This window comes from Chryseobacterium sp. PMSZPI (genome assembly GCF_002835665.1).
GTDB lineage: Bacteria > Bacteroidota > Bacteroidia > Flavobacteriales > Weeksellaceae > Chryseobacterium.
Genome location: NZ_PIZV01000038.1, coordinates 1 through 18,888, shown reverse-complemented (window position 1 = coordinate 18,888; position 18,888 = coordinate 1). Strand labels below are relative to the sequence as shown.

Genomic DNA, 18,888 nt, shown 5'->3' with positions numbered 1-18,888 from the left:
CTAAGCAATTTCTATGATTTAATGAAAATATTACGGCAATTTCGCAGCTAAACTTTCCGGTAATAATCTTAGAATATGATAGATTATTTTCCATTTAAAATTAGGAACAATAATAAAAGTACTTCCGGCGTCGACTATAAATTTGGCCACATAGTCAGGTTCCATGATCAGAGATTCATTGAGTTCCAATCCTTCATTGATTTTTGTTCTGATATAGCCGATAACCAGAGCATTCACAACTATTTTTCTGGACAAGAGTTCTTGTCTTAATCCGGCTAAATATTGTGTAAAAGCTGCCTTTGTACTTCCATAAACAAAATTACTTTTCCTTCCTCTTACTCCGGATAATGAAGAAAGTCCGATAATGCGTTCAAGGTTTTTATTGCCAGAGTCCATTGCAATAATGTTCAGGATTGATACTCCACCCATATAATTGACTTCCATCATTTGTTTAGCACCTTTAAAATCTCTCAGGGCCTTTTGATTATCCACTAGGAAACCAGCCGAATATACAGCTATATGGGGTTTTACAGTTAGATCGTTATAAAATTGTTGATGAGAATCAAAATCTGCGGCGTCAAAATACAACACTTTCACTCTTTGCTGATCCAGGTTATTGGAGGAAATAAAGTCTTCCAGCGATTTTGTATTTCTGGAAGCAGCTATTACAGAGAACCCTTTTTCAAGGTATTGAATGATGCATTGTTTTGCTACGTCTGAGTTGGCGCCTAAAATGAGAACAGTTTTGTTTGTGCTTTGATTCATACGGCAAAGGTAATTTTTTATTAAACATTAATTTCACTAATGTTCTCACAAATAAACACAAACATTCCGATGATTATGATGACTTATGAGGTTCTTCACTACACAATTATAGGTACTTAAAGTCTATATTTTCACCTAATTGTTAAGAAAAAGCTAATAAAAAAGCTGCGGCGGGTGAACTTCGTTCACCCGCCGCAGCTAAATATTTTCAGACTGAATTATTTCTTTTCTTCAGTTGCTGTTTCTTTCTTATCAGCTGATTTATCAGCAGTCTTTGCTTTATCTCCAAAACGGCTCTCTGTCATTTCTCTTGAAACGGCCGCTTTTTCGAATTTCAATTTTCCTGATAGAGTTTCAATGACGAAACCATCATCCTGAATTTGAGCAATTCTTCCGTGAAGTCCTGATGTAAGCACAACTCTGGTTCCCACTTTCAGCTCTTCCTGAAAGTTTTTCTCCTGTTTTTGCTTTTTCATCTGAGGTCTTATCATAAGGAAGTAAAACCCTACAAACATCACACCCATCATAATCAACATCATTGATGAATTTCCTTGCGGCTGTGCTTGTAAAAATAATGTTAGCATATTTTATAAATTACGGTTGAATGTTCGCCGTGAACGTTAATTTGATTGGAGACTTCTCTACGTTTGCATAAACGTCAGCATATTTCTGAACGTTTCCATCGAAACTTGTAGAATCGAAATGCAATGTAATTTTTCCTTTTTTACCAGGCATAATCGGTTCTTTTGTAAAATCAGGAGCAGTACATCCACATCCAGGTTTTACTTCAGAAATAACTAATGGATTTTTTCCTGTGTTGGTTACTTCATAAACATGTTCTACTTTATCTCCCTTCTTGATTTTTCCAAAATCGAAATTACTTTCAGATAAAGCAAGAGAAGTAGATGGCTGGTTAGAAGCTGGAGCTGCAGTTTCACCTGCTACAGGAGCTGAAACAGTAGAATCTGCTGTTACCGGAGCTGCAGTAGCTGTAGAATCCGTAGCTACAGTTTCAGGGCTCTGAGTTTCTTTGTTTTCTTTTTTACATGAAACTAAACCAAAGCCTATGATTGACAAGGCGATAATTGATAACGTCTTTTTGTTCACGTTTTTCATATTTTCTAAAATGTGTTTACGAATCATAGATTTCATTTTATATTCTATTTTGATCTTTACAATATTTATCTAAAATACCATTAATGAAGATATTAGAACGGTCTGTAGCAAAAACTTTTGCAATCTCGATATATTCATTAATAATAACTCTTGAAGGAGTAAAAGCAAAATTGTCAAGCTCTGAAATGGCTGTTGATAAAATCACTTTATCCATTAAAGAAATTCTTTCCAAATCCCAATTTTCTAATCTTTCTTCTAGTTTCTTTTCTGTATTTTCCCAATTGTTCAAAGTATCTTTCAACAATTTAGCAGCAAAAGTTTTATCATCTTCATCTTTAATCATTTTGATCAAAGTTCTGCTTTCTTCATCTTCTCTCAAGAAACCAATTGTTTTTTGTACCATTGAGTTTGAAATATGGATATCATCATACCATGAAAGTTCTTTGTCTCCCAAATAATCATGGAAATCTTCATTTTCAGCAATATATCTTAAAAATAATTTTCCGATAAATTTCTGATCTTCCTCAAAAGAATAATGATCTTCTTTCATAAAATCCTGATAACGTTTTCCGGCTGTAATTCTCTGGAAAGTCTTCACCAATAAATCATCATGCATGTCCCACTTAAGCTGTTTGTGTTGACCTGTGAAAAACAATCTCTCAGGATTTTCTTCCAGCTTTATTAATACTTGGTTGTTGATGAATTTTTGGTTAGGATTGATATCAGCATCAGTTTTAAGAAATTTGTTCTTTCCAATTTCAATCTGATGTTCTGCCAATTCTTTTAAGCCTACCAAGAAATTAAGCTGATAGATATAAAGATAATAGATTTTCTCTATTCCAGCGAACATGTTTTTCTCTAAAACATCAAACTTTACAGGATTCTGATAATAAGAATACACTGACTGTACTACTTTTTCACGGATTTGTCGTCTTCCTAACATTCAAAGAGCTTTTTTATGCGTGCAAAGATACAAAATTTAAAATTGATGGGATTCGTAGTGTGATGACATTTTTGTAATTTTGTAAAACTATATGAAAGCGCTAAAAACCTTAAACCCCTATTTTTGGAAACACAAAATACTTTTGTTTTGGGGGGTATTATTCATCATTGCCAGTAATTTTTTTAATATATATAAAGTTCAGTTTGTAGGAAAATCTGTAGATGAGCTTACCAAAAGCGGTAATCTTGGCTTCAACCAACAAGTTTTGATCTATGTCGGAATTATTGTAGGCTGCTCCCTTCTAACCGGATTTTTCACTTTTATGATGCGACAGACTATCATCGTTGCTTCCAGAAGAATTGAATATGAACTAAAAAATAAAATTTACAGACATTATCAGGATTTATCGTTAACGGACTACAAACAAACTACTATTGGTGACTTAATGAACAGATTAAGCGAAGATGTTGTTGCCGTAAGAATGTACCTTGGTCCTGGTGTGATGTATGTGGCCAATCTTATAGTTCTTGTACTGATTACGGCAATTTATATGGTAAAAACAGATGCTTCCATGACTTTATGGACCCTGCTTCCACTTCCTATTTTATCATTTGCCATTTTTAAAGTAAGTTCCATTATTAACAAAAAGTCGAAGATTATGCAGAAAAGCCAATCTGCCATTTCAACTTTCGTTCAGGACAGTTTTTCAGGAATCCGGGTAGTGAAATTTTTTGCACGGGAAAAATATATTGAAAGAAACTATGGGATTAAAGTAACCGATTATCAAAATAAGGCATTGGACCTTGCCAAAACGGAAGCTTATTTCTTTACCATTATTTTGTTTGTAATCGGATTATTAAATGTTGCCATCATTCTGATTGGCGGTGAAAAGTATATTGCCGGACAATTAAGTATAGGTAAAATTGCTGATTTCTTCATGTATATCAACACGTTGATCTTCCCGTTCTCCATGGTTGGCTGGGTAACGTCTGTAAATCAAAGAGCAGAAGCATCTATGCAAAGAATTAATGAATTTATGGATAAAAAATCTGAAATCATTAATACCAACTTCGAAACCTACCCTATCAAAGGAGATATTGAATTCAGAAATGTTTCTTACGTTTATCCAAATACAGGCATCAGGGCGTTAGACAATTTAAGCTTTACAGTGAAAGCCGGAGAATCCCTGGCTATTATGGGAAAAACAGGAAGTGGAAAGTCTACTATTGCCCTACTCTTATGCCGTTTAATAGATCCTAGTGAGGGTGAAATTTTAATTGACGGCAAAAATTTAAAAGAACACAATCTTAGCAATTATCGTAATTTCATTGGATACATTCCTCAGGAAAGCTATTTATTCTCCGATTCTATCGAAAATAATATTGGTTTTGCTATTGACCATCCTTCTCATGAAAAAGTTATAGAATATGCCCGGATTGCAGATGTTCATAAAAATATTGTTGAATTTAAAGAACAATATAAAACACTGGTAGGTGAACGCGGAGTGATGCTTTCGGGAGGACAAAAACAAAGAATTTGTATTGCAAGAGCCCTGATTAAGGACCCAAATATCATTATTTTTGACGATTCTTTATCAGCTCTGGACACCGAAACAGAGCAGAATATTCTTGAAAATATTGACAAAAAAATCAGTAATGCAACCTCCATAATTATCACACACAGAGAGTCTAGCGCTCAAAAAGCAGACAAAATTATCAACCTTACCGAAATTGCCAATTCTGTAACCGCATAGCCGTTTCGTTCTCAATTGTTAAATAAATCATAAAAAAAATTTTGTGATTAAAAGAAAACTTTTATATTTGTTCTTAACAAGATTAAAAAATATCTAACAATGAGTGAATACAAGGAACGCCATGAAAATGAGATTTTCACGAAGGTGTTAAAAGCAGGGAGAAGAACTTATTTCTTTGATGTGCGCGAGACGAAAGCAGGAGATTATTATCTTACCATTACAGAAAGTAAGAAGAATTTCGGAGAGAATGGGGAAGCCACATTCGAGAAACATAAAATTTATCTTTATAAAGAGGATTTTAAAAGTTTCCAGGAGATGTTTAATGAGTCCACAGATTTCATCATTAATGAAAAGGGTGAGGATGTAATTTCAGAAAAACATGACAAAGACTTCAAAAGCAGATCTTTCACAATCGATTCTGACGACGAAGTTTAAAAAAAGAATATCTAAAAACACAAGCATCTGAAAAAGATGCTTTTTTTATGTCTGAAAATGGCACACAGAAAAATACCCAAAAGAAAAAAGTACACTTTTTGGATCAGTCTCAAAAGTTGGGGAGGTTGGAATATTTATACCTATATCATTTAAATGTAACGCAAAGTTTTCAGTATTCTTGCGAATTATTTTAGGGAAGCAAAGGTTTGGAATCAACTTCATTGATTCTTTCTAAGCGCATGCATATCCATACAGCTTCATCAGCAACTTTGTCGCTTTCTTAGCCTCCTCATCAATAGGGAATCGCTCTTGTCTTTGCGTTTTGTAAAACTACAGAATACAGCTTAGGGGCGTAAAGGGCAGAACATTTTTCTCTTCAGATAACCTAACTTTTTGCCTAGTCCACAAATTTTTGCGCCTGATCCCACTTTTTTAATTTTAAAAAAACCATTTTTACGTGCTGTCATAAAGAATCTGGATAAATAAAAGGAAAAAAATTCTCGCTGGAATGTGAAAACAAAAGATTATTTTCTTTTGAAATGTTGTAAAATAAAAAAGTACACTTTCAAAAAGTGTACTTTCTTTGGGTGAATGATGGGTCTCGAACCCACGACCTTCGGAACCACAATCCGACGCTCTAACCAACTGAGCTACAATCACCGTTTTCTGAGTGCAAATATAGGACAATTTCCTCAACTACCAAACAATTCCGTCAAAATTTTTCAAAGAAATTAATCTTTCAGACGTAAACCCCTCAGCATAAGCAACTCCCGATAGTCGCCCTAAATCCTGTGCACGGTAAGTCAGGCTCTCAAAAAAGTCTTTTGTCGTGATGGGAGTCTCAGGTTCCTTAGAAGTGGGATCATAAAATTGAGTTTTATAAGCCATACATGACGCAATCTTCTTATCGAGAAATTCCGAAATATCAATAACGAATTCAGGTTTGATATCTTTCCACTGAATATAATGGAAAACATGTTTCGGCCTCCATACTTCCTGGATTTCCCCCTCCTCTACTGTCTCAATTTTTCGTAATCCGGATAAGAAACACGCATCAGACACTAATTTCGCTCCTTTTGCGTGATCTGGATGTCTATCATCAATTGCATTAGCCAAGACGATTTCCGGGCGGTATTTGCGAATCATTTTTACGATCCTCATTTGATATTCTTCGGAATTGACAAGGAATCCATCTTTCATTCCAAGATTCTCGCGTGCAGAGAGTCCTAAAATTTGGGCAGCAGCAGCGGCTTCTTCTTTCCTTGTTTCGTCTGTACCTCTTGTTCCCAATTCTCCTCGGGTAAGATCTACTACAACACATTTTTTCCCTTCTGAAACCATTTTCGCAATAGTTCCCCCACATCCTAATTCTACATCATCAGGGTGTGCTCCAAAAGCAAGTATATCAGTTTTCATAGATAGATATCATATTTTTATAAGATCATGCAATTGCTATCATCATTATTATTTTTTGAGAAATTCCTTAGTGCAATTACATAGACTCAAAGATAGGTTTAAAATAAAAACTTCCCAAACATTACGAATGGGAAGTTTTAATATCTATAATTTAAATTTTAAATTATTTATTGATTGCTGCATTAAGCTTTACAGCATCCTGATAAGTAGGATCTAATTGTAAAGATTTTGCAACGTATTCTTTTGCTTTTGCAATATCAGAATCTTTGCTCATATAAGCAACTGCAAAATATGCATAAGCAAGTGTTTGCTTGTTAGCTTCCTGGTCAGCTGGTTTTACAGTACTAATGAATTTTTCATAAGCAATTTTTGCTGCGTCATTATTTCCAGCCTGCTGATAAGAATACCCTTGGCTGTAATAAGCCGGTGCCCAATCCGGAAGAAGAGCAGACATTTTTTGCCATGTAAGGATAGCTCCATTCCAGTTTTTAGCATCCTGGTAAGCTGTAGCTAATTTAAATAAAGCATCAGAGTCTTGAGCGTTAGCTGCAACTTGTTTTTTCAATGCTTCAATCGTAGGATTTGTAGGTCCTTTGTCTGCTTCAGCTTGAGAAGCTCCACCACCACCTGCGATGTTTGCTAATTCCAGATCCCATTTCATCGTCTCATCTTTTGCAGCTTTAGCAATAGCAATTTTTTGTTGAGACTCTGTCATTAAAGCAGATTTCTTAGCAGCATCTTTTTCGTCTTTCGCTAATCCTGCTGCAATAAGCCCTTGTAGACCTTGGTCAGCCGGCTGTACTCTTGTTTTTTCAGCTTTAGAAACGAAAGTATCCATATTTTGCTTTGCTTCTGTATAATTTTTATCTGCAAATGCCTGATAAGCTCTTAATTTGAACTTGATAGGATCTTCAATTTTATCAAAAATTTTGTCTAATACTGATTTAGAGTTTGCATAATCTTCGTTAGTAAAATACAATTTTGCAATTTCTAACTGAGTATACGGATCTTCGTCAGCATATTTTGTATAGTTAATAAGATCTTGTGTCGCTTTAGCGTTTTGTTGATATCTGATATCGTAAGATGCCATAGCTTTATATGCAGGAGCATAAGTAGCATCAACGCCTATAGCTTTATCAATATTTTGTTTAGCTTGTTGCCATTGTTGTGCAGCCATCCATAAAGTCGCCATTCTTGTATAAACAGACGCTTTATTTTTAGCTAATGGTAATGCTTTATCATATGCAGACATTGCCTCTCCCGGCATTCTCTTCAATCTGTAAGCATCTCCTAATGTATAGTAATAATATGCAGGAACTCCTTTTTTCTCTGCTTTTTCAACAGCTTTGTTCAAAAACTGGATAGCAAGGTCCGGAGAACTGTTTTTTTCAAATAAAGTTAAAGCTTCAGCTGCTCTGAATAAAACTTCAGGATCTTTTTCTTTAGAATCAGATACTACTTTTTGAATTTCAGCAATAGCACTGTTATCACCTTTACCTAGCTTTACAGCAGCTAATCCAATTTTGTTTACATAGCTTTTGCTGTCAGCAGCTAATCCTTTGTTAAAGTTATCAACAGCTTGAGCATAATCAGGTTCTCCTTGTTTTAGGAAAGTATTTCCTAAATAGAAGTAATTTTCAGCAGTCGGCTGCTTAGCGATCATATCCGTGAAATTAGTCTTTGCCTGTGCAAATTTATCACTGTCTATACTGTTAATACCATCCTGCAATGTTTGTGCAGTGGCAAAACCGGCAAAAAATACCACGGCTGCTCCAAAAGCGATCTTCTTTACATTCATAATCATTATATCTTTCATTTTATATTTTCTAAATAATTGAGTTATATTCTCCACAATTTTTAGACCAAAATGGTCTTTTTTGGAGGGGGAAGTTATTTCTTTACTATTTTTTAACGCATTTGCACCTCTCTTTTGTACAGGTTATAGGGTTGCAAACCTTCTTTCTGAACAATTTTCTGGCCTAAATGAGTACATGAAAATCTTATAAATCCATTAGCAATATTAAAGTTACCTTCATTGACTAAAAAATAAAGCACTCTGGTGAATGGATACTCCATGGTACGAAGTCCTTCAAAATCGGCTGTATATTGTTTCCCTTTTTCTACCACAGGAAGAATTTTAACCATGTCTCTTAGTTTTTCAGAAGTTTTATCATAAGGACGGCTAAAGGTATTAAGACCAATTACTCCAATTTTATCGGGATATTTTCCAAGTTCTTCAATAATCTTTTGATTCCCCGGGATAATGGAAAACTTAAGGTCTTTTGGCTGTTTTTTCAGTTTTTCGGCAACAAAATTCAGATTACTTGAATTGGTTCCGTCGAAAATAAAGTCTTTTTTATCAGACAAAAGTCCGCTATTAATTTCCTCCATCGTAATGCTTTCTTTAGGAGAATCTTTAGGAACGACAAATACTACTGCATCCGCAGCAAATTTAGCGGGGAGAAATTTTAAATCAGTCCTGTTTTCGTATGTTTTTATTTCCTCCGGATTAAGGTTCCTGGACATTACAATTACCTTCGCTTTTCCGTTAAGAAGATCCAAAAAACCTAAATCTTCTTTTTGGGTAGCTACCTTAATACGCGTTTCCGGATAATTAATCATATACCCGTCCGCCAAAGCTTCTGTAACACTTTGAAAGGATTCGTCAGTAAAAATTGTAAGATCACCTTTATTATAAGATGGAGATTTTTCCTCCTTTTTGCAGCCAATGAATACTATGCTTAATGCAAAAGCGACTGCAATCTTAAAACTATTCTTCATTTCTCGATTTTTTGATTCTTGAAATCGCTCTATAAATTCTAAATACTCCATAAATAACCAATACTGCTCCTAATGCGTAGGCAACAGCAGGTTCCAGAACGGTAAAGAAGAATTTAAAGACAATTACTACAATTCCTAAAACGATATAAAACAATCCCGTAACCAGGGATAACCAATTGAACATCATGTAACAAAAATACCAAAAAAAATAAAAAAGAGAAGCATATGCTTCTCTTTTTATTTATAATTTGAATAAATAAGTCTTATTCAAAGTTCATCGTAAATGGTACGCTATAGTAAGATCTAACGCTTTCTCCGTTTCTCTTAGCAGGAGTCCACTTTTTAAGTTTCTTAACTACACGAATTGCTTCATTGTTGAAGTCATTATTTGGAGATTTCTCTTCAATAGTAACTGCAGAAACAGATCCGTCTTTTTCTACAACGAACTTAAGCTTAGCTTTCAATGTACCTTCACCACCTTCCATTAGAGAGGTATCGAAGTTGTCTCCTAAGAATTTTCTTAATGCTCCCATACCTCCAGGATATTCTGCAGACTGGTCAACATCTTTATAGATTTCATTAGGGTTGTTGCTTGGCTTCACTTCCACTGTTGTTGCCTTAGTACCAGTAGATGGTGGTGGCGGCGGTGGTGTATAAGCCGGAGCTTTAACTCCCTCCTGATTATTCAAACCAGTTGTAGTTTCCAACTGCTTAGAAATCGGTGGTGGTGGAGTTTCAATTTTCGGAGCTTTTACAGGCTCTGGAACCACGTTCTGGATCACCTCAATTTTTGGTTCCTCTTTTGGAGGTGGAGGTGGTGGAGGTGGTTCTTCTTCTTTAGGCTGATCGATAATCGGTTCATCTTCGATAATATCTACAAGATCTGCCTTTACTTCTTGCTTAGGCGGAGCTGTAAGATTTTTAATCGTAAGATAGATGAACGGAGACAAAGCTGCCAAAAGGAATAGAGCTGTTCCGATAATAAACGACTTTGTTAAAAGTCTCGGATACTGATGTCTAAGATCATAGGCACCATATTCCTTGTTTCTATTTTCAAATACAATCTCGTCTAAGGTAAGATTCTGATTGTATACATTTTCATCTGCCATAGTAGATATAACAATTTTATGGTTAAATTACTTTGTAGCAGCCGGTGCAGCAGCACCACCTATTTTCTTGTCGTATACAGCTTTTTCCCAAGGCTTCACATCGGTAACACCGTATTGCTCACTTTTGGTAATTGCCATTTCGTCAAGAATATCAACAAAGTTCTTATATACAGCATCGTCAGTTGGCTTAATGATCACCGTAAATTTGGTTGGATCTGCAGCTCTAGATTTTGCCTGCTGAATTACTTTTCTAATTCCTTCTCTATCAAGAGTAGTTTCCATAAGAGTTTGGTCATTCAAGGAAGTAGCATCCTGCTGGTGCCAAAATACTCTATTATTTTTTCCTAATAATATAGAAATCGAGTTAGAAAGTTTAATTTCTGTCGGTGGAGGTTTAGGAGCATCAGGCTTTGGTTTAGCCGGAAGACCTAAGTCCATAACATTCGGTTTACTGAATGTAGTTGTGAACATAAAGAAGGTAATCAATAGAAAACCCAAGTCCACCATCGGAGTCATATCGACTCTGGTACTTTGCTTCTTGGAACGGACCTTGCCGCCCTTGCCGCCTTTTTCTTGTACTTGTACTTCTGCCATTTCTATCGATATTATTCGTTAGGTTTACCTTCTTGTGATGTAATCAACCAAAATTTAAGAAAATCAATATCTCTTAAACCTTCAAACAGGCTTTTAACTTTAGGGTACTGAGTAGTAACGTCACCTTTAATAGCTAACTTGTAGTCAGGGTTAACGCTCAAACTTTCTTTTACCCAATCAATTAATTGCTTATTTGTACTGTCCATAGGAACACCTGTAGGACTCTTATAATTTTTCTGCTCATCTTCAGACATATCCAGGTAACCTTTTAGTTTGTTCATAGGAACACCGATTGCCTGAACTTTCTGGAATGCAGCTTTTTCATTGTTGTCAAAAGTAATTCCATACTTTTGTCCCATTTTATCCAAAAGTGCAATTCTTTCTGATGCATTTTCTACTGGTTGGAAATAGAATTTTCCGTCCGGAGTAGCATTGATAGTCATTAAACTAGCATCAGGAAGCAATTTTTCCGAAATTGAAGATGGCGGTTTAATCTGCTCCACGTCAGGTTTTTTAAACTGAGTGGTCAAGATAAAGAACGTAAGGAGTAGGAACGCAACGTCACACATTGCAGTCATGTCCGTAATTACTCCATGTCTTTTTGGTTTGACTCTCGCCATTATTATAAAATATTTTTAATTAAACTTCTTTTGATTGCTAATGCAAATTTCTTGCTAATTCTTAGTTGAATTCAGCGAAAGATTGTTGGATACTCATAGAGATCTCATCGATCTTGTAAGTTAATCCATCAATTTTAGATGTAAAGAAGTTATAAAGGATAATAGCGATAGCTGAAGTACCAATACCTAATGCCGTGTTGATCAAGGCTTCAGAGATACCTGTAGATAGAGCAGCAGCATCCGGAGTACCACCTCCTGAACCTAATGCAAAGAACGCCTTGATCATCCCGATTACCGTCCCAAGTAGTGCTACTAACGTTGCAACAGTACCTAAAGTAGAAAGGATCATCATGTTTTTCTCAAGCATTGGCATCTCAAGAGTTGTAGCTTCTTCGATAGCTTTGTTAAGCGCTACCATTTTCTGCTCTTTATTTAAAGTGTTATCGTGAGCAAGAGCTTTGTAAGTAGTAAGACCTTCTTTTACTACGTTACCTACAGAACCTTGTTGTCTGTCGCACTCTTCGATAGCTTCGTCAATTTTGTTTTGGTTTAGTAAGCTTCTTACTTGTACAACGAAGTTGTCTAAGTTTCCTTTTCCAGCAGCTTTACCAAGAACGAAATATCTTTCAAAAGAGAAAACAATTACAGTAATCATGAAAGTAATCAAGATTGGTACGATAACTCCTCCTTTGTAGATAATACCTAAAAACGATTCTGGGTGAATGTCTTTTCCTTCAACACTTGAAAAAGCTACAGATCCGCTTCCTAGCTTGTCTGCGTCTTTGAAGTTTCCTGGGCTACCAAGAACGAATAAATAAATACATACTCCTATAATAAATAGAATAGGAATAATAACAGCTGGATTTAAACCTCCTGCCTTTCTAGCAACTACTTGCTCATCATTTTTTGAAACATTCATTTCCATATTTAACTAAATTATATTGTTTTAAAATTTTACAGGGTGTAAATTAAAGGCAAAATTAATTAAAATGCAAGAGTCTTAATTAAACATTTTGCTTTTTTTTAATAAAGAAAATTTAATCCGATTTTGATCTTATAATTATTCGCAAAAATTTTATTTATTTTTTTCAAATTTAACATTTGGGTTAAAAAATCAAAAAAATAAGACCCCCATTTTTTTTAATTTCCCAATGTTAATTTTTTTTTAAATTACGATATTCACAATACGGTGAGGGACTACAATGATTTTTTTAGGGGTTTTTCCTTCCAAAATCTGTTGCATTTTCTCATTTGAAATCACCAAATCTTCCACCTCCTTAGCAGAAAACTGCGCCGAAAGCGAAATTTTGAACTTCATTTTACCATTTACGCTTACCGGATATTCAATTTCATCTTCGATTAGATATTCTTCGTTTAACGCAGGAAATCTTTCAAATTCGATGGATGTATTGTGTCCTAATAAGCTCCAAAGTTCTTCACAAATGTGAGGAGCGTAAGGAGAGATGATAACGGCAAGAGGCTCTAAAATATTGCGTTTATTGCATTTCAATTTTTGAAGCTCATTCACTGCAATCATAAAGGAGGATACCGATGTATTGAATGAGAAGTTTTCAATATCGTAAACCACCTTTTTAATTAAGGTATGTAAAACTTTATATTCTGCTTTTGTAGGTTCTTCATCAGAAACTTCAAAGTTATCACCATTAAAATAAAGGTTCCAGAATTTCTTAAGGAAACCGTATACCCCACTTAGTCCTTGTGTATTCCAAGGCTTAGATTGCTCCAAGGGTCCTAAGAACATTTCATATAATCTTAAACCATCTGCTCCGTATTCTTCACAGATATCATCCGGGTTTACTACGTTATATTTGGACTTGGACATTTTTTCTACTTCACGATCCGTGATGTATTTTCCATCTTCCAGAATAAACTCTGCATCAGCATAATCGGGTCTCCAAGCTTTAAAGGCTTCTGTATCTAATTCATCAGAGGTTCCTTTCAATAAGGATACATCCACATGGATTTGTTGAGTTTGATATTCTTTAGCCAAATTCTTAGATACATAGGTATTAGTACCGTCGATTCTGTACACAAATGCACTCATTCCTAAAATCATCCCTTGGTTGATCAATTTCTGGAAAGGCTCATCATGGTTGATCCAACCTCTGTCTTTTAAGAACATATTCCAGAAACGGGAATATAATAAGTGTCCGGTTGCATGTTCGCTACCTCCAATATATAAATCTACCTGTCCCCAATAATCTGAAGTATTCTTTGCACAGAATTCTCCGTTGTTCTGAGGATCCATATATCTCAAGAAATACCATGAACTTCCAGCCCAACCAGGCATTGTAGACAATTCTAACGGGAATATTGTGTTATCATCAATTAAATCTATGGAAACTACTTTCTGGTTTACCTCATCCCAAGCAAATACTTTTGCATTTCCTAGTGGTGGATCTCCATCTTCTGTTGGCAAGTATTTTTCAACTTCAGGAAGTTCTAACGGCAAGGCAGAAGTTGGTAACGTGTAAGGCATTCCATCCTTATAATATATAGGAACCGGTTCTCCCCAATAACGCTGTCTTGAGAAAATTGCGTCACGTTGTCTGTAGTTTGTAGTTCCGTGACCGATTCCTTTCATTTCAATTTCCGTTATTATTTTTGATTTGGCATCATTATAATGTAAGCCGTTTAAGAAATCTGAGTTTACACATACTGAATCTTTAGAATCAAAAGATTGTTCTTGAACGTCTTCTTCTGTTTCAACTACTTTTTTAATTTCTAAATTGAATTTCTTAGCAAATCTATGATCACGTTCATCATGAGCAGGAACAGCCATTACAGCTCCTGTTCCATATCCCATCAATACATAATCTGAAATATAGATTGGCATCTTTTCATTGCTGAAAGGATTGATTGCATAACTTCCCGTGAAAGCTCCACTCACATTTTTCACGTCAGACATTCTGTCTCTTTCTGTTTTTTTGGAAGTTTCTTCTATATAAGTATCTACTTCTACTTTTTGAGCAGCTGTAGTAATGGTTTCTACTAAAGGATTTTCCGGAGCCAATACCATAAATGTAGCACCGAAGATGGTATCAGGTCTTGTCGTGAAAACTTCAACAATCTCCTCGTGTCCTTCTACCTGAAACTGAACTTGTGCTCCCTGAGACTTTCCGATCCAGTACTCCTGGGAATCTTTCAAAGGTTGTGGCCAGTCTAATGTGGTAAGTCCTTGCAATAACCTTTCAGAATAGGCAGAGATTCTCATACTCCACTGCATCATTTTTTTCTGAAATACAGGGAACCCTCCTCTTTCAGATTTACCATCTTTCACCTCATCATTAGCCAATACGGTTCCTAAAGCCGGGCACCAGTTTACAGTGGTCTCAGCTCTGTAAGCAAGACGATAGTTTAATAAGATGTCTTCTTTATCAAGTTCGGAAGCGGCTTTCCATTCTTCTGCCGTGAAATTTAATTCGTCGTTTTGATTGGCATATAATCCTTCTGTTCCCTTTTCTTCAAAATGTTTGATTAGGGTATCAATAGCTTCTGCCTTATCTGTATTTTTATTATACCAAGAGTGATACAATTGGATGAAAATCCATTGTGTCCATTTATAATAAGAGGCATCAGAAGTTCTTACTTCTCTGCTCCAATCGAATGAGAATCCGATTTTTCTTAATTGCTCTTCGTATCTGTTGATATTTTGCTCCGTTGTAATTGCCGGATGCTGTCCTGTTTGGATTGCATACTGCTCAGCAGGAAGCCCGAAGCTATCATATCCTACAGGGTGGAGAACGTTAAACCCTTGGTGTCTTTTGTATCTCGCATAGATATCCGATGCAATATATCCCAGCGGGTGACCTACGTGAAGTCCTGCTCCGGATGGGTACGGAAACATATCGAGTACATAAAATTTAGGTTTATCAGTGTTATTGGAGGTTTTATAAGTTTGATTTTCCTCCCAGTATTTCTGCCACTTTTTTTCTATCTGCTGATGATCGTAAAACACTTTATATAGATGTTATATGTTAGACTTTAAATATTCGGGTTGTTTTTCTTGTAAACAAGATTCACAAAAATAATGATTTTAAAAGAAATAGAAATTTAATTTATGATGAATTGCAATTTGTCATTCAACAAAAAAATCTCATCCGAAGATGAGACTTGTTTTTATATCTTGAAATGTACTATTTATTGAGGAATTCTCGTAAAGGTATACGTTCTTGTTTTATATACAGTCGGATCTTGGGTCTCTTCTCTTACAGCAAGATTGAGGGTTGTAGCATTTAAGGTAGCTACCTTTGCATTAACCGGTTCTACAATACCTTGAAATTTCATTTGTACAGACTTTCCGCTTTTATCATAAGTATACGTGAAATTTTTATCCGGTTGAGGGCTACATTGCCCAGGTGTTGCACTGTCTCCTACGTCCGATCTTTTTCCTGAACCATCAGAATTAAATTTCCATCTGGATTGCTTCTGACAGTCGGTATAGGTAATCGCATCAGAAACCGGGTCAGCTCCTGTCTTCACAGTAGTAACCACTTCTTTAGTGGGTTGCCAAACCCCTACCAGTGGAGCTTCCATAACGTCATCATTACTACTGGAGCATCCTGTAGCCACAAATAATGATAAACCTGCAAATAGTAATGCTAATTTCTTCATAGATCAATTTTTTCAAGCGCTAAAATTATAATTTTTTTGATTTAAATAACGTTTTTTTATGAAAAATTATTTCATTAGGCATTATTTATACATATTTTAAAATACCTACAAAGCATATTATCCCTATTTAACAAATATTGAACACAGGAAAGACCCGCTATTTTATTAAAAAAGTTATTTTTGTAAAAAAAAGCAAATGCAGGATATAACGAAAAACAATTTTGATTTCATACGTGTTCTCCTCGCTTTCATTGTCTTCGTTGGACACCTGGGAGCATTAAGCCAATCTCAGCAACTTTATTTTTTAACAAATAGTCCCGTAGAAATCGCCGTTTTTTCGTTTTTTATTGTCAGTGGTTTTTTAATTGCAAGAAGCTACGAAAGGTCATCAAGCTTAAAAAGCTATGCAAAAAAAAGATTCAACCGGATTGTTCCTGCTTATCTATTGGTTGTATTTCTTTGTGGAATACTGCTCAGTCTTGTCAGTAAACTATCCCTCACCGAGTATTTCAGTAATACACAAGTCTATAAATATCTATTCTGGAATTCGCTTTTTTTGAATTTCAAGGCACCCTGGCTTCCCGGTGTATTTGGCAATCAGGCTGTAAATGGAGCATTATGGACTCTTAAAATAGAGATGTGTTTTTATATTGCTGTCCCTTTTATGTTTTTATTATTTGGAAAGAATAACAAGTATAGAAATACAAGCCTTATTGTACTATATTTTCTTTCTCTGATATTTCTGAACTATTTTGAACAAGCAGGAAATATAGGAATGTCTAAACAGCTTCCCGGCTCATTATGCTATTTCATTGGCGGAATGCTGATCTATTTTAATTTCAACAAGTTTATCAAACATAAGAATAGCCTTTTTATCATTGCCATCATCACGGTGTGGATAGATCTTATTTTTAAAATAAAACTATTCTCTCCTATTATGATTAGTATTATAGTTTTATATATTGCTTATTCCCTTAAGTTTTTGAATAACTTCGGGAAATACGGAGATTTCACCTATGGAATTTACATATTTCATTTTCCCATCATTCGGGTATTCCAGACATTAGGGCTTTTTGAAGATTATAATCCTTACATCATGAGTATTATCTGTATGTTGGTGGTTATAGGTGTTGGTATTTCCTCCTGGCACCTTTATGAAAAAAGATTTTTATAATTTTACCTATATTTAAAACATAAATGAAAGACCTTGTCTCCATCATCACTCCCTGCTATAATTCTGCAGAATTTATTGAAGAAACGATACAATCTGTTCTAAATCAAACCTATGAAAACTGGGAATGGCTCATTACAGATGATCTTTCCAAAGATAATACTGTTGAAATTATCAGAAAGCACAATGATCCCAGAATAAAGCTGCACGTTCTGGAGAAAAACGGTGGTGCAGGAAATGCAAGAAACAACAGCCTTGAGAGAGCTCAGGGAAGATATATTGCTTTTCTTGATTCTGATGATTATTGGTATCCGGAATATCTTGAGACCATGACTGATTATATGCAGAAGCATGATGCAGAGCTTGTTTACTGCAATTATTCAAGATGTAATGAGCAGCTTGAACCCATTTTAAAAGATTTCCAGGCCGATACGATTGTTACATTCTCAAATCTTTTAAAAACCTGCCGATTGGCACCGGTTTCTACGATGTATGACACCAAAAGAGTGGGAAAATTTTTGTTCCCGATAAAGAGCAAGCGTGAAGATCATGTAATGTGGCTCAATCTTTTAAAGGTTATCCCTAAAGGTATGCCCATAAATAAGACCTTAGCCAAATACAGAATGCGTGAAAACAGCGTTTCCAGAAATAAAAAAAACATCATTATAGATCAATATCTTGTCTATAAAGACTTCATGGGGTTTTCTACTCTGAAATCCTTGTATTATACAGCCAATTGGGCAATGAACGGATTTTTGAAATACTCTAAAATTTTTAATTAATGGAATATTCAAAAGAATTTAAAGCCGCATTGAGTGCTTTTTCCAACACAGAAAAAGATAAGCTTATATTCAGGCTTCTAAAAAAGGATAAACTTTTGTCAAAAAAATTGTATTTCGAACTCATCGATCCGGAAACAACAGATGACAAAAGAAATGCAATGGAAGAGATTGTAACGGAAAAGATCCTGTTGGCGTCCAAATATATCGGAAATGCTAAATATTTCCTCAGCGTTATTCGTAAAATCAGTGCCGAGATTACAGAACATGTGAAAATTACCACCGATAAGTTTGGAGATATTTCGCTTAACCTTCTTATGATTAATAAGATTCTGGAATACAATAGTGATCTTAGTAGACAAAGATTTGACAATGTTTACAAATTGTATATTTATATCATCAATAAAATATTCAAGGCTTTAATCTTAACGAAAAAACTGGACGAAGATTACTGGATGGAAATTGATGAATATTTGAGGGATGCCCAAATAAAAATTTTAGAAAATCATTATCTCCAAAAACTTTGTATCAATAATGGTCTTGATTTCAACTGGCTTGAATGTGAAAATATCCCTGAAAATATAGATGTATTGGTAAAAGAAATAAAAAGTCAGGGGTTTTTAAGATAGCCTGAGTTCAGATTAAGAAATTAATTACAAAAGGTTGGAAGCTGGAAGAAGGAGGCTGGAAGTAATGTACGTCCCTGAAATAAGTTGACTAAAATAAGATCAATTTATTATGAAAGTTAACATCAGACTTATTAAAAAGAAT

The 18,888-nt window shown here is 35.1% G+C and carries 19 protein-coding genes and 1 tRNA gene; 5 read left to right on the top strand and 15 right to left on the bottom strand.

The window, feature by feature from the left end; translation table 11 throughout:
- Positions 1-30: 30 nt before the first annotated feature.
- The 4 genes from CW752_RS08180 to CW752_RS08165 all read right to left on the bottom strand — a co-directional run bounded on the left by CW752_RS08180 (position 31) and on the right by CW752_RS08165 (position 2,824).
- Complete coding sequence (locus CW752_RS08180) at positions 31-765, bottom strand: SDR family NAD(P)-dependent oxidoreductase (protein ID WP_101239252.1); 735 nt, start codon at positions 763-765, stop codon at positions 31-33.
- A 218-nt stretch (positions 766-983) separates the two neighbouring features.
- Positions 984-1,349, bottom strand: a complete 366-nt coding sequence (gene yajC / locus CW752_RS08175; protein WP_101239251.1) for a preprotein translocase subunit YajC — start codon at positions 1,347-1,349, stop codon at positions 984-986.
- A 10-nt stretch (positions 1,350-1,359) separates the two neighbouring features.
- On the bottom strand, positions 1,360-1,908 hold the full coding sequence (locus CW752_RS08170; protein ID WP_228401678.1) for a DUF1573 domain-containing protein: 549 nt from the start codon (positions 1,906-1,908) through the stop codon (positions 1,360-1,362).
- A 10-nt stretch (positions 1,909-1,918) separates the two neighbouring features.
- Complete coding sequence (locus CW752_RS08165) at positions 1,919-2,824, bottom strand: transcription antitermination protein NusB (RefSeq protein WP_101239250.1); 906 nt, start codon at positions 2,822-2,824, stop codon at positions 1,919-1,921.
- Positions 2,825-2,915: 91 nt separating this feature from the next.
- Between CW752_RS08165 and CW752_RS08160 the strand changes: the two genes are divergently transcribed.
- Together CW752_RS08160 and CW752_RS08155 are read left to right on the top strand one after the other, a co-directional pair.
- Positions 2,916-4,577 (top strand): ABC transporter ATP-binding protein, encoded by a 1,662-nt coding sequence (locus CW752_RS08160; protein ID WP_101239249.1) that lies wholly within the window; start codon positions 2,916-2,918, stop codon positions 4,575-4,577.
- A gap of 99 nt (positions 4,578-4,676) precedes the next feature.
- Positions 4,677-5,012 carry a DUF3276 family protein gene (locus tag CW752_RS08155; protein WP_027375472.1) on the top strand — a complete coding sequence of 112 codons (336 nt, stop codon included), beginning with the start codon at positions 4,677-4,679 and terminating at the stop codon, positions 5,010-5,012.
- A 585-nt stretch (positions 5,013-5,597) separates the two neighbouring features.
- Here the strand turns inward: CW752_RS08155 and CW752_RS08150 are convergent.
- From CW752_RS08150 to CW752_RS08100, 11 genes are all read right to left on the bottom strand, one after another.
- Positions 5,598-5,673, bottom strand: a tRNA-His gene (locus CW752_RS08150).
- 35 nt (positions 5,674-5,708) lie between these two features.
- Complete coding sequence (gene bshB1, locus CW752_RS08145) at positions 5,709-6,428, bottom strand: bacillithiol biosynthesis deacetylase BshB1 (protein WP_101239248.1); 720 nt, start codon at positions 6,426-6,428, stop codon at positions 5,709-5,711.
- A gap of 163 nt (positions 6,429-6,591) precedes the next feature.
- Entirely contained in the window at positions 6,592-8,244 is a 1,653-nt protein-coding gene (locus CW752_RS08140; RefSeq protein WP_101239247.1) for a tetratricopeptide repeat protein, read from the bottom strand.
- Between the two features lie 92 nt (positions 8,245-8,336).
- Positions 8,337-9,209 carry a PstS family phosphate ABC transporter substrate-binding protein gene (locus tag CW752_RS08135; RefSeq protein WP_101239246.1) on the bottom strand — a complete coding sequence of 291 codons (873 nt, stop codon included), beginning with the start codon at positions 9,207-9,209 and terminating at the stop codon, positions 8,337-8,339.
- Entirely contained in the window at positions 9,199-9,396 is a 198-nt protein-coding gene (locus tag CW752_RS08130; RefSeq protein WP_185117595.1) for a DUF308 domain-containing protein, read from the bottom strand. Before CW752_RS08130 ends, CW752_RS08135 begins: the two co-directional genes overlap by 11 nt.
- Before the next feature lie 76 nt (positions 9,397-9,472).
- Positions 9,473-10,318 (bottom strand): energy transducer TonB, encoded by an 846-nt coding sequence (locus tag CW752_RS08125; RefSeq protein WP_101239245.1) that lies wholly within the window; start codon positions 10,316-10,318, stop codon positions 9,473-9,475.
- A gap of 27 nt (positions 10,319-10,345) precedes the next feature.
- Positions 10,346-10,912, bottom strand: a complete 567-nt coding sequence (locus CW752_RS08120; RefSeq protein ID WP_101239244.1) for an ExbD/TolR family protein — start codon at positions 10,910-10,912, stop codon at positions 10,346-10,348.
- 11 nt (positions 10,913-10,923) lie between these two features.
- Positions 10,924-11,532 carry an ExbD/TolR family protein gene (locus tag CW752_RS08115; RefSeq protein ID WP_101239243.1) on the bottom strand — a complete coding sequence of 203 codons (609 nt, stop codon included), beginning with the start codon at positions 11,530-11,532 and terminating at the stop codon, positions 10,924-10,926.
- 61 nt (positions 11,533-11,593) lie between these two features.
- On the bottom strand, positions 11,594-12,457 hold the full coding sequence (locus CW752_RS08110) for a MotA/TolQ/ExbB proton channel family protein (RefSeq protein WP_101239242.1): 864 nt from the start codon (positions 12,455-12,457) through the stop codon (positions 11,594-11,596).
- Positions 12,458-12,697: 240 nt separating this feature from the next.
- Positions 12,698-15,511, bottom strand: a complete 2,814-nt coding sequence (gene leuS / locus CW752_RS08105) for a leucine--tRNA ligase (protein WP_101239241.1) — start codon at positions 15,509-15,511, stop codon at positions 12,698-12,700.
- Between the two features lie 182 nt (positions 15,512-15,693).
- Entirely contained in the window at positions 15,694-16,167 is a 474-nt protein-coding gene (locus CW752_RS08100) for a lipocalin family protein (RefSeq protein ID WP_101239240.1), read from the bottom strand.
- Positions 16,168-16,363: 196 nt separating this feature from the next.
- On the opposite strand from CW752_RS08100, the gene CW752_RS08095 reads away from it, so the two are divergent.
- The 3 genes from CW752_RS08095 to CW752_RS08085 are packed head-to-tail and all read left to right on the top strand — an operon-like array spanning position 16,364 to position 18,746.
- Entirely contained in the window at positions 16,364-17,341 is a 978-nt protein-coding gene (locus tag CW752_RS08095) for an acyltransferase family protein (RefSeq protein WP_101239239.1), read from the top strand.
- 23 nt (positions 17,342-17,364) lie between these two features.
- Positions 17,365-18,120: a glycosyltransferase family 2 protein gene (locus tag CW752_RS08090; RefSeq protein ID WP_101239238.1), complete on the top strand. Its 756-nt coding sequence runs from the start codon at positions 17,365-17,367 to the stop codon at positions 18,118-18,120.
- Positions 18,120-18,746 carry a deoxyuridine 5'-triphosphate nucleotidohydrolase gene (locus tag CW752_RS08085; RefSeq protein WP_101239237.1) on the top strand — a complete coding sequence of 209 codons (627 nt, stop codon included), beginning with the start codon at positions 18,120-18,122 and terminating at the stop codon, positions 18,744-18,746. The genes CW752_RS08090 and CW752_RS08085 overlap by 1 nt, the downstream gene beginning before the upstream one ends.
- Positions 18,747-18,888: the final 142 nt, after the last annotated feature.

Coding starts and splice junctions, on each gene's coding strand:
- CW752_RS08180 (WP_101239252.1), bottom strand. CDS start 765: ATGAATCAAAGCACAAACAAAACTGTTCTCATTTTAGGCGCCAACTCA.
- yajC (WP_101239251.1), bottom strand. CDS start 1,349: ATGCTAACATTATTTTTACAAGCACAGCCGCAAGGAAATTCATCAATG.
- CW752_RS08170 (WP_228401678.1), bottom strand. CDS start 1,908: ATGATTCGTAAACACATTTTAGAAAATATGAAAAACGTGAACAAAAAG.
- CW752_RS08165 (WP_101239250.1), bottom strand. CDS start 2,824: ATGTTAGGAAGACGACAAATCCGTGAAAAAGTAGTACAGTCAGTGTAT.
- CW752_RS08160 (WP_101239249.1), top strand. CDS start 2,916: ATGAAAGCGCTAAAAACCTTAAACCCCTATTTTTGGAAACACAAAATA.
- CW752_RS08155 (WP_027375472.1), top strand. CDS start 4,677: ATGAGTGAATACAAGGAACGCCATGAAAATGAGATTTTCACGAAGGTG.
- bshB1 (WP_101239248.1), bottom strand. CDS start 6,428: ATGAAAACTGATATACTTGCTTTTGGAGCACACCCTGATGATGTAGAA.
- CW752_RS08140 (WP_101239247.1), bottom strand. CDS start 8,244: ATGAAAGATATAATGATTATGAATGTAAAGAAGATCGCTTTTGGAGCA.
- CW752_RS08135 (WP_101239246.1), bottom strand. CDS start 9,209: ATGAAGAATAGTTTTAAGATTGCAGTCGCTTTTGCATTAAGCATAGTA.
- CW752_RS08130 (WP_185117595.1), bottom strand. CDS start 9,396: ATGATGTTCAATTGGTTATCCCTGGTTACGGGATTGTTTTATATCGTT.
- CW752_RS08125 (WP_101239245.1), bottom strand. CDS start 10,318: ATGGCAGATGAAAATGTATACAATCAGAATCTTACCTTAGACGAGATT.
- CW752_RS08120 (WP_101239244.1), bottom strand. CDS start 10,912: ATGGCAGAAGTACAAGTACAAGAAAAAGGCGGCAAGGGCGGCAAGGTC.
- CW752_RS08115 (WP_101239243.1), bottom strand. CDS start 11,532: ATGGCGAGAGTCAAACCAAAAAGACATGGAGTAATTACGGACATGACT.
- CW752_RS08110 (WP_101239242.1), bottom strand. CDS start 12,457: ATGGAAATGAATGTTTCAAAAAATGATGAGCAAGTAGTTGCTAGAAAG.
- CW752_RS08100 (WP_101239240.1), bottom strand. CDS start 16,167: ATGAAGAAATTAGCATTACTATTTGCAGGTTTATCATTATTTGTGGCT.
- CW752_RS08095 (WP_101239239.1), top strand. CDS start 16,364: ATGCAGGATATAACGAAAAACAATTTTGATTTCATACGTGTTCTCCTC.
- CW752_RS08090 (WP_101239238.1), top strand. CDS start 17,365: ATGAAAGACCTTGTCTCCATCATCACTCCCTGCTATAATTCTGCAGAA.
- CW752_RS08085 (WP_101239237.1), top strand. CDS start 18,120: ATGGAATATTCAAAAGAATTTAAAGCCGCATTGAGTGCTTTTTCCAAC.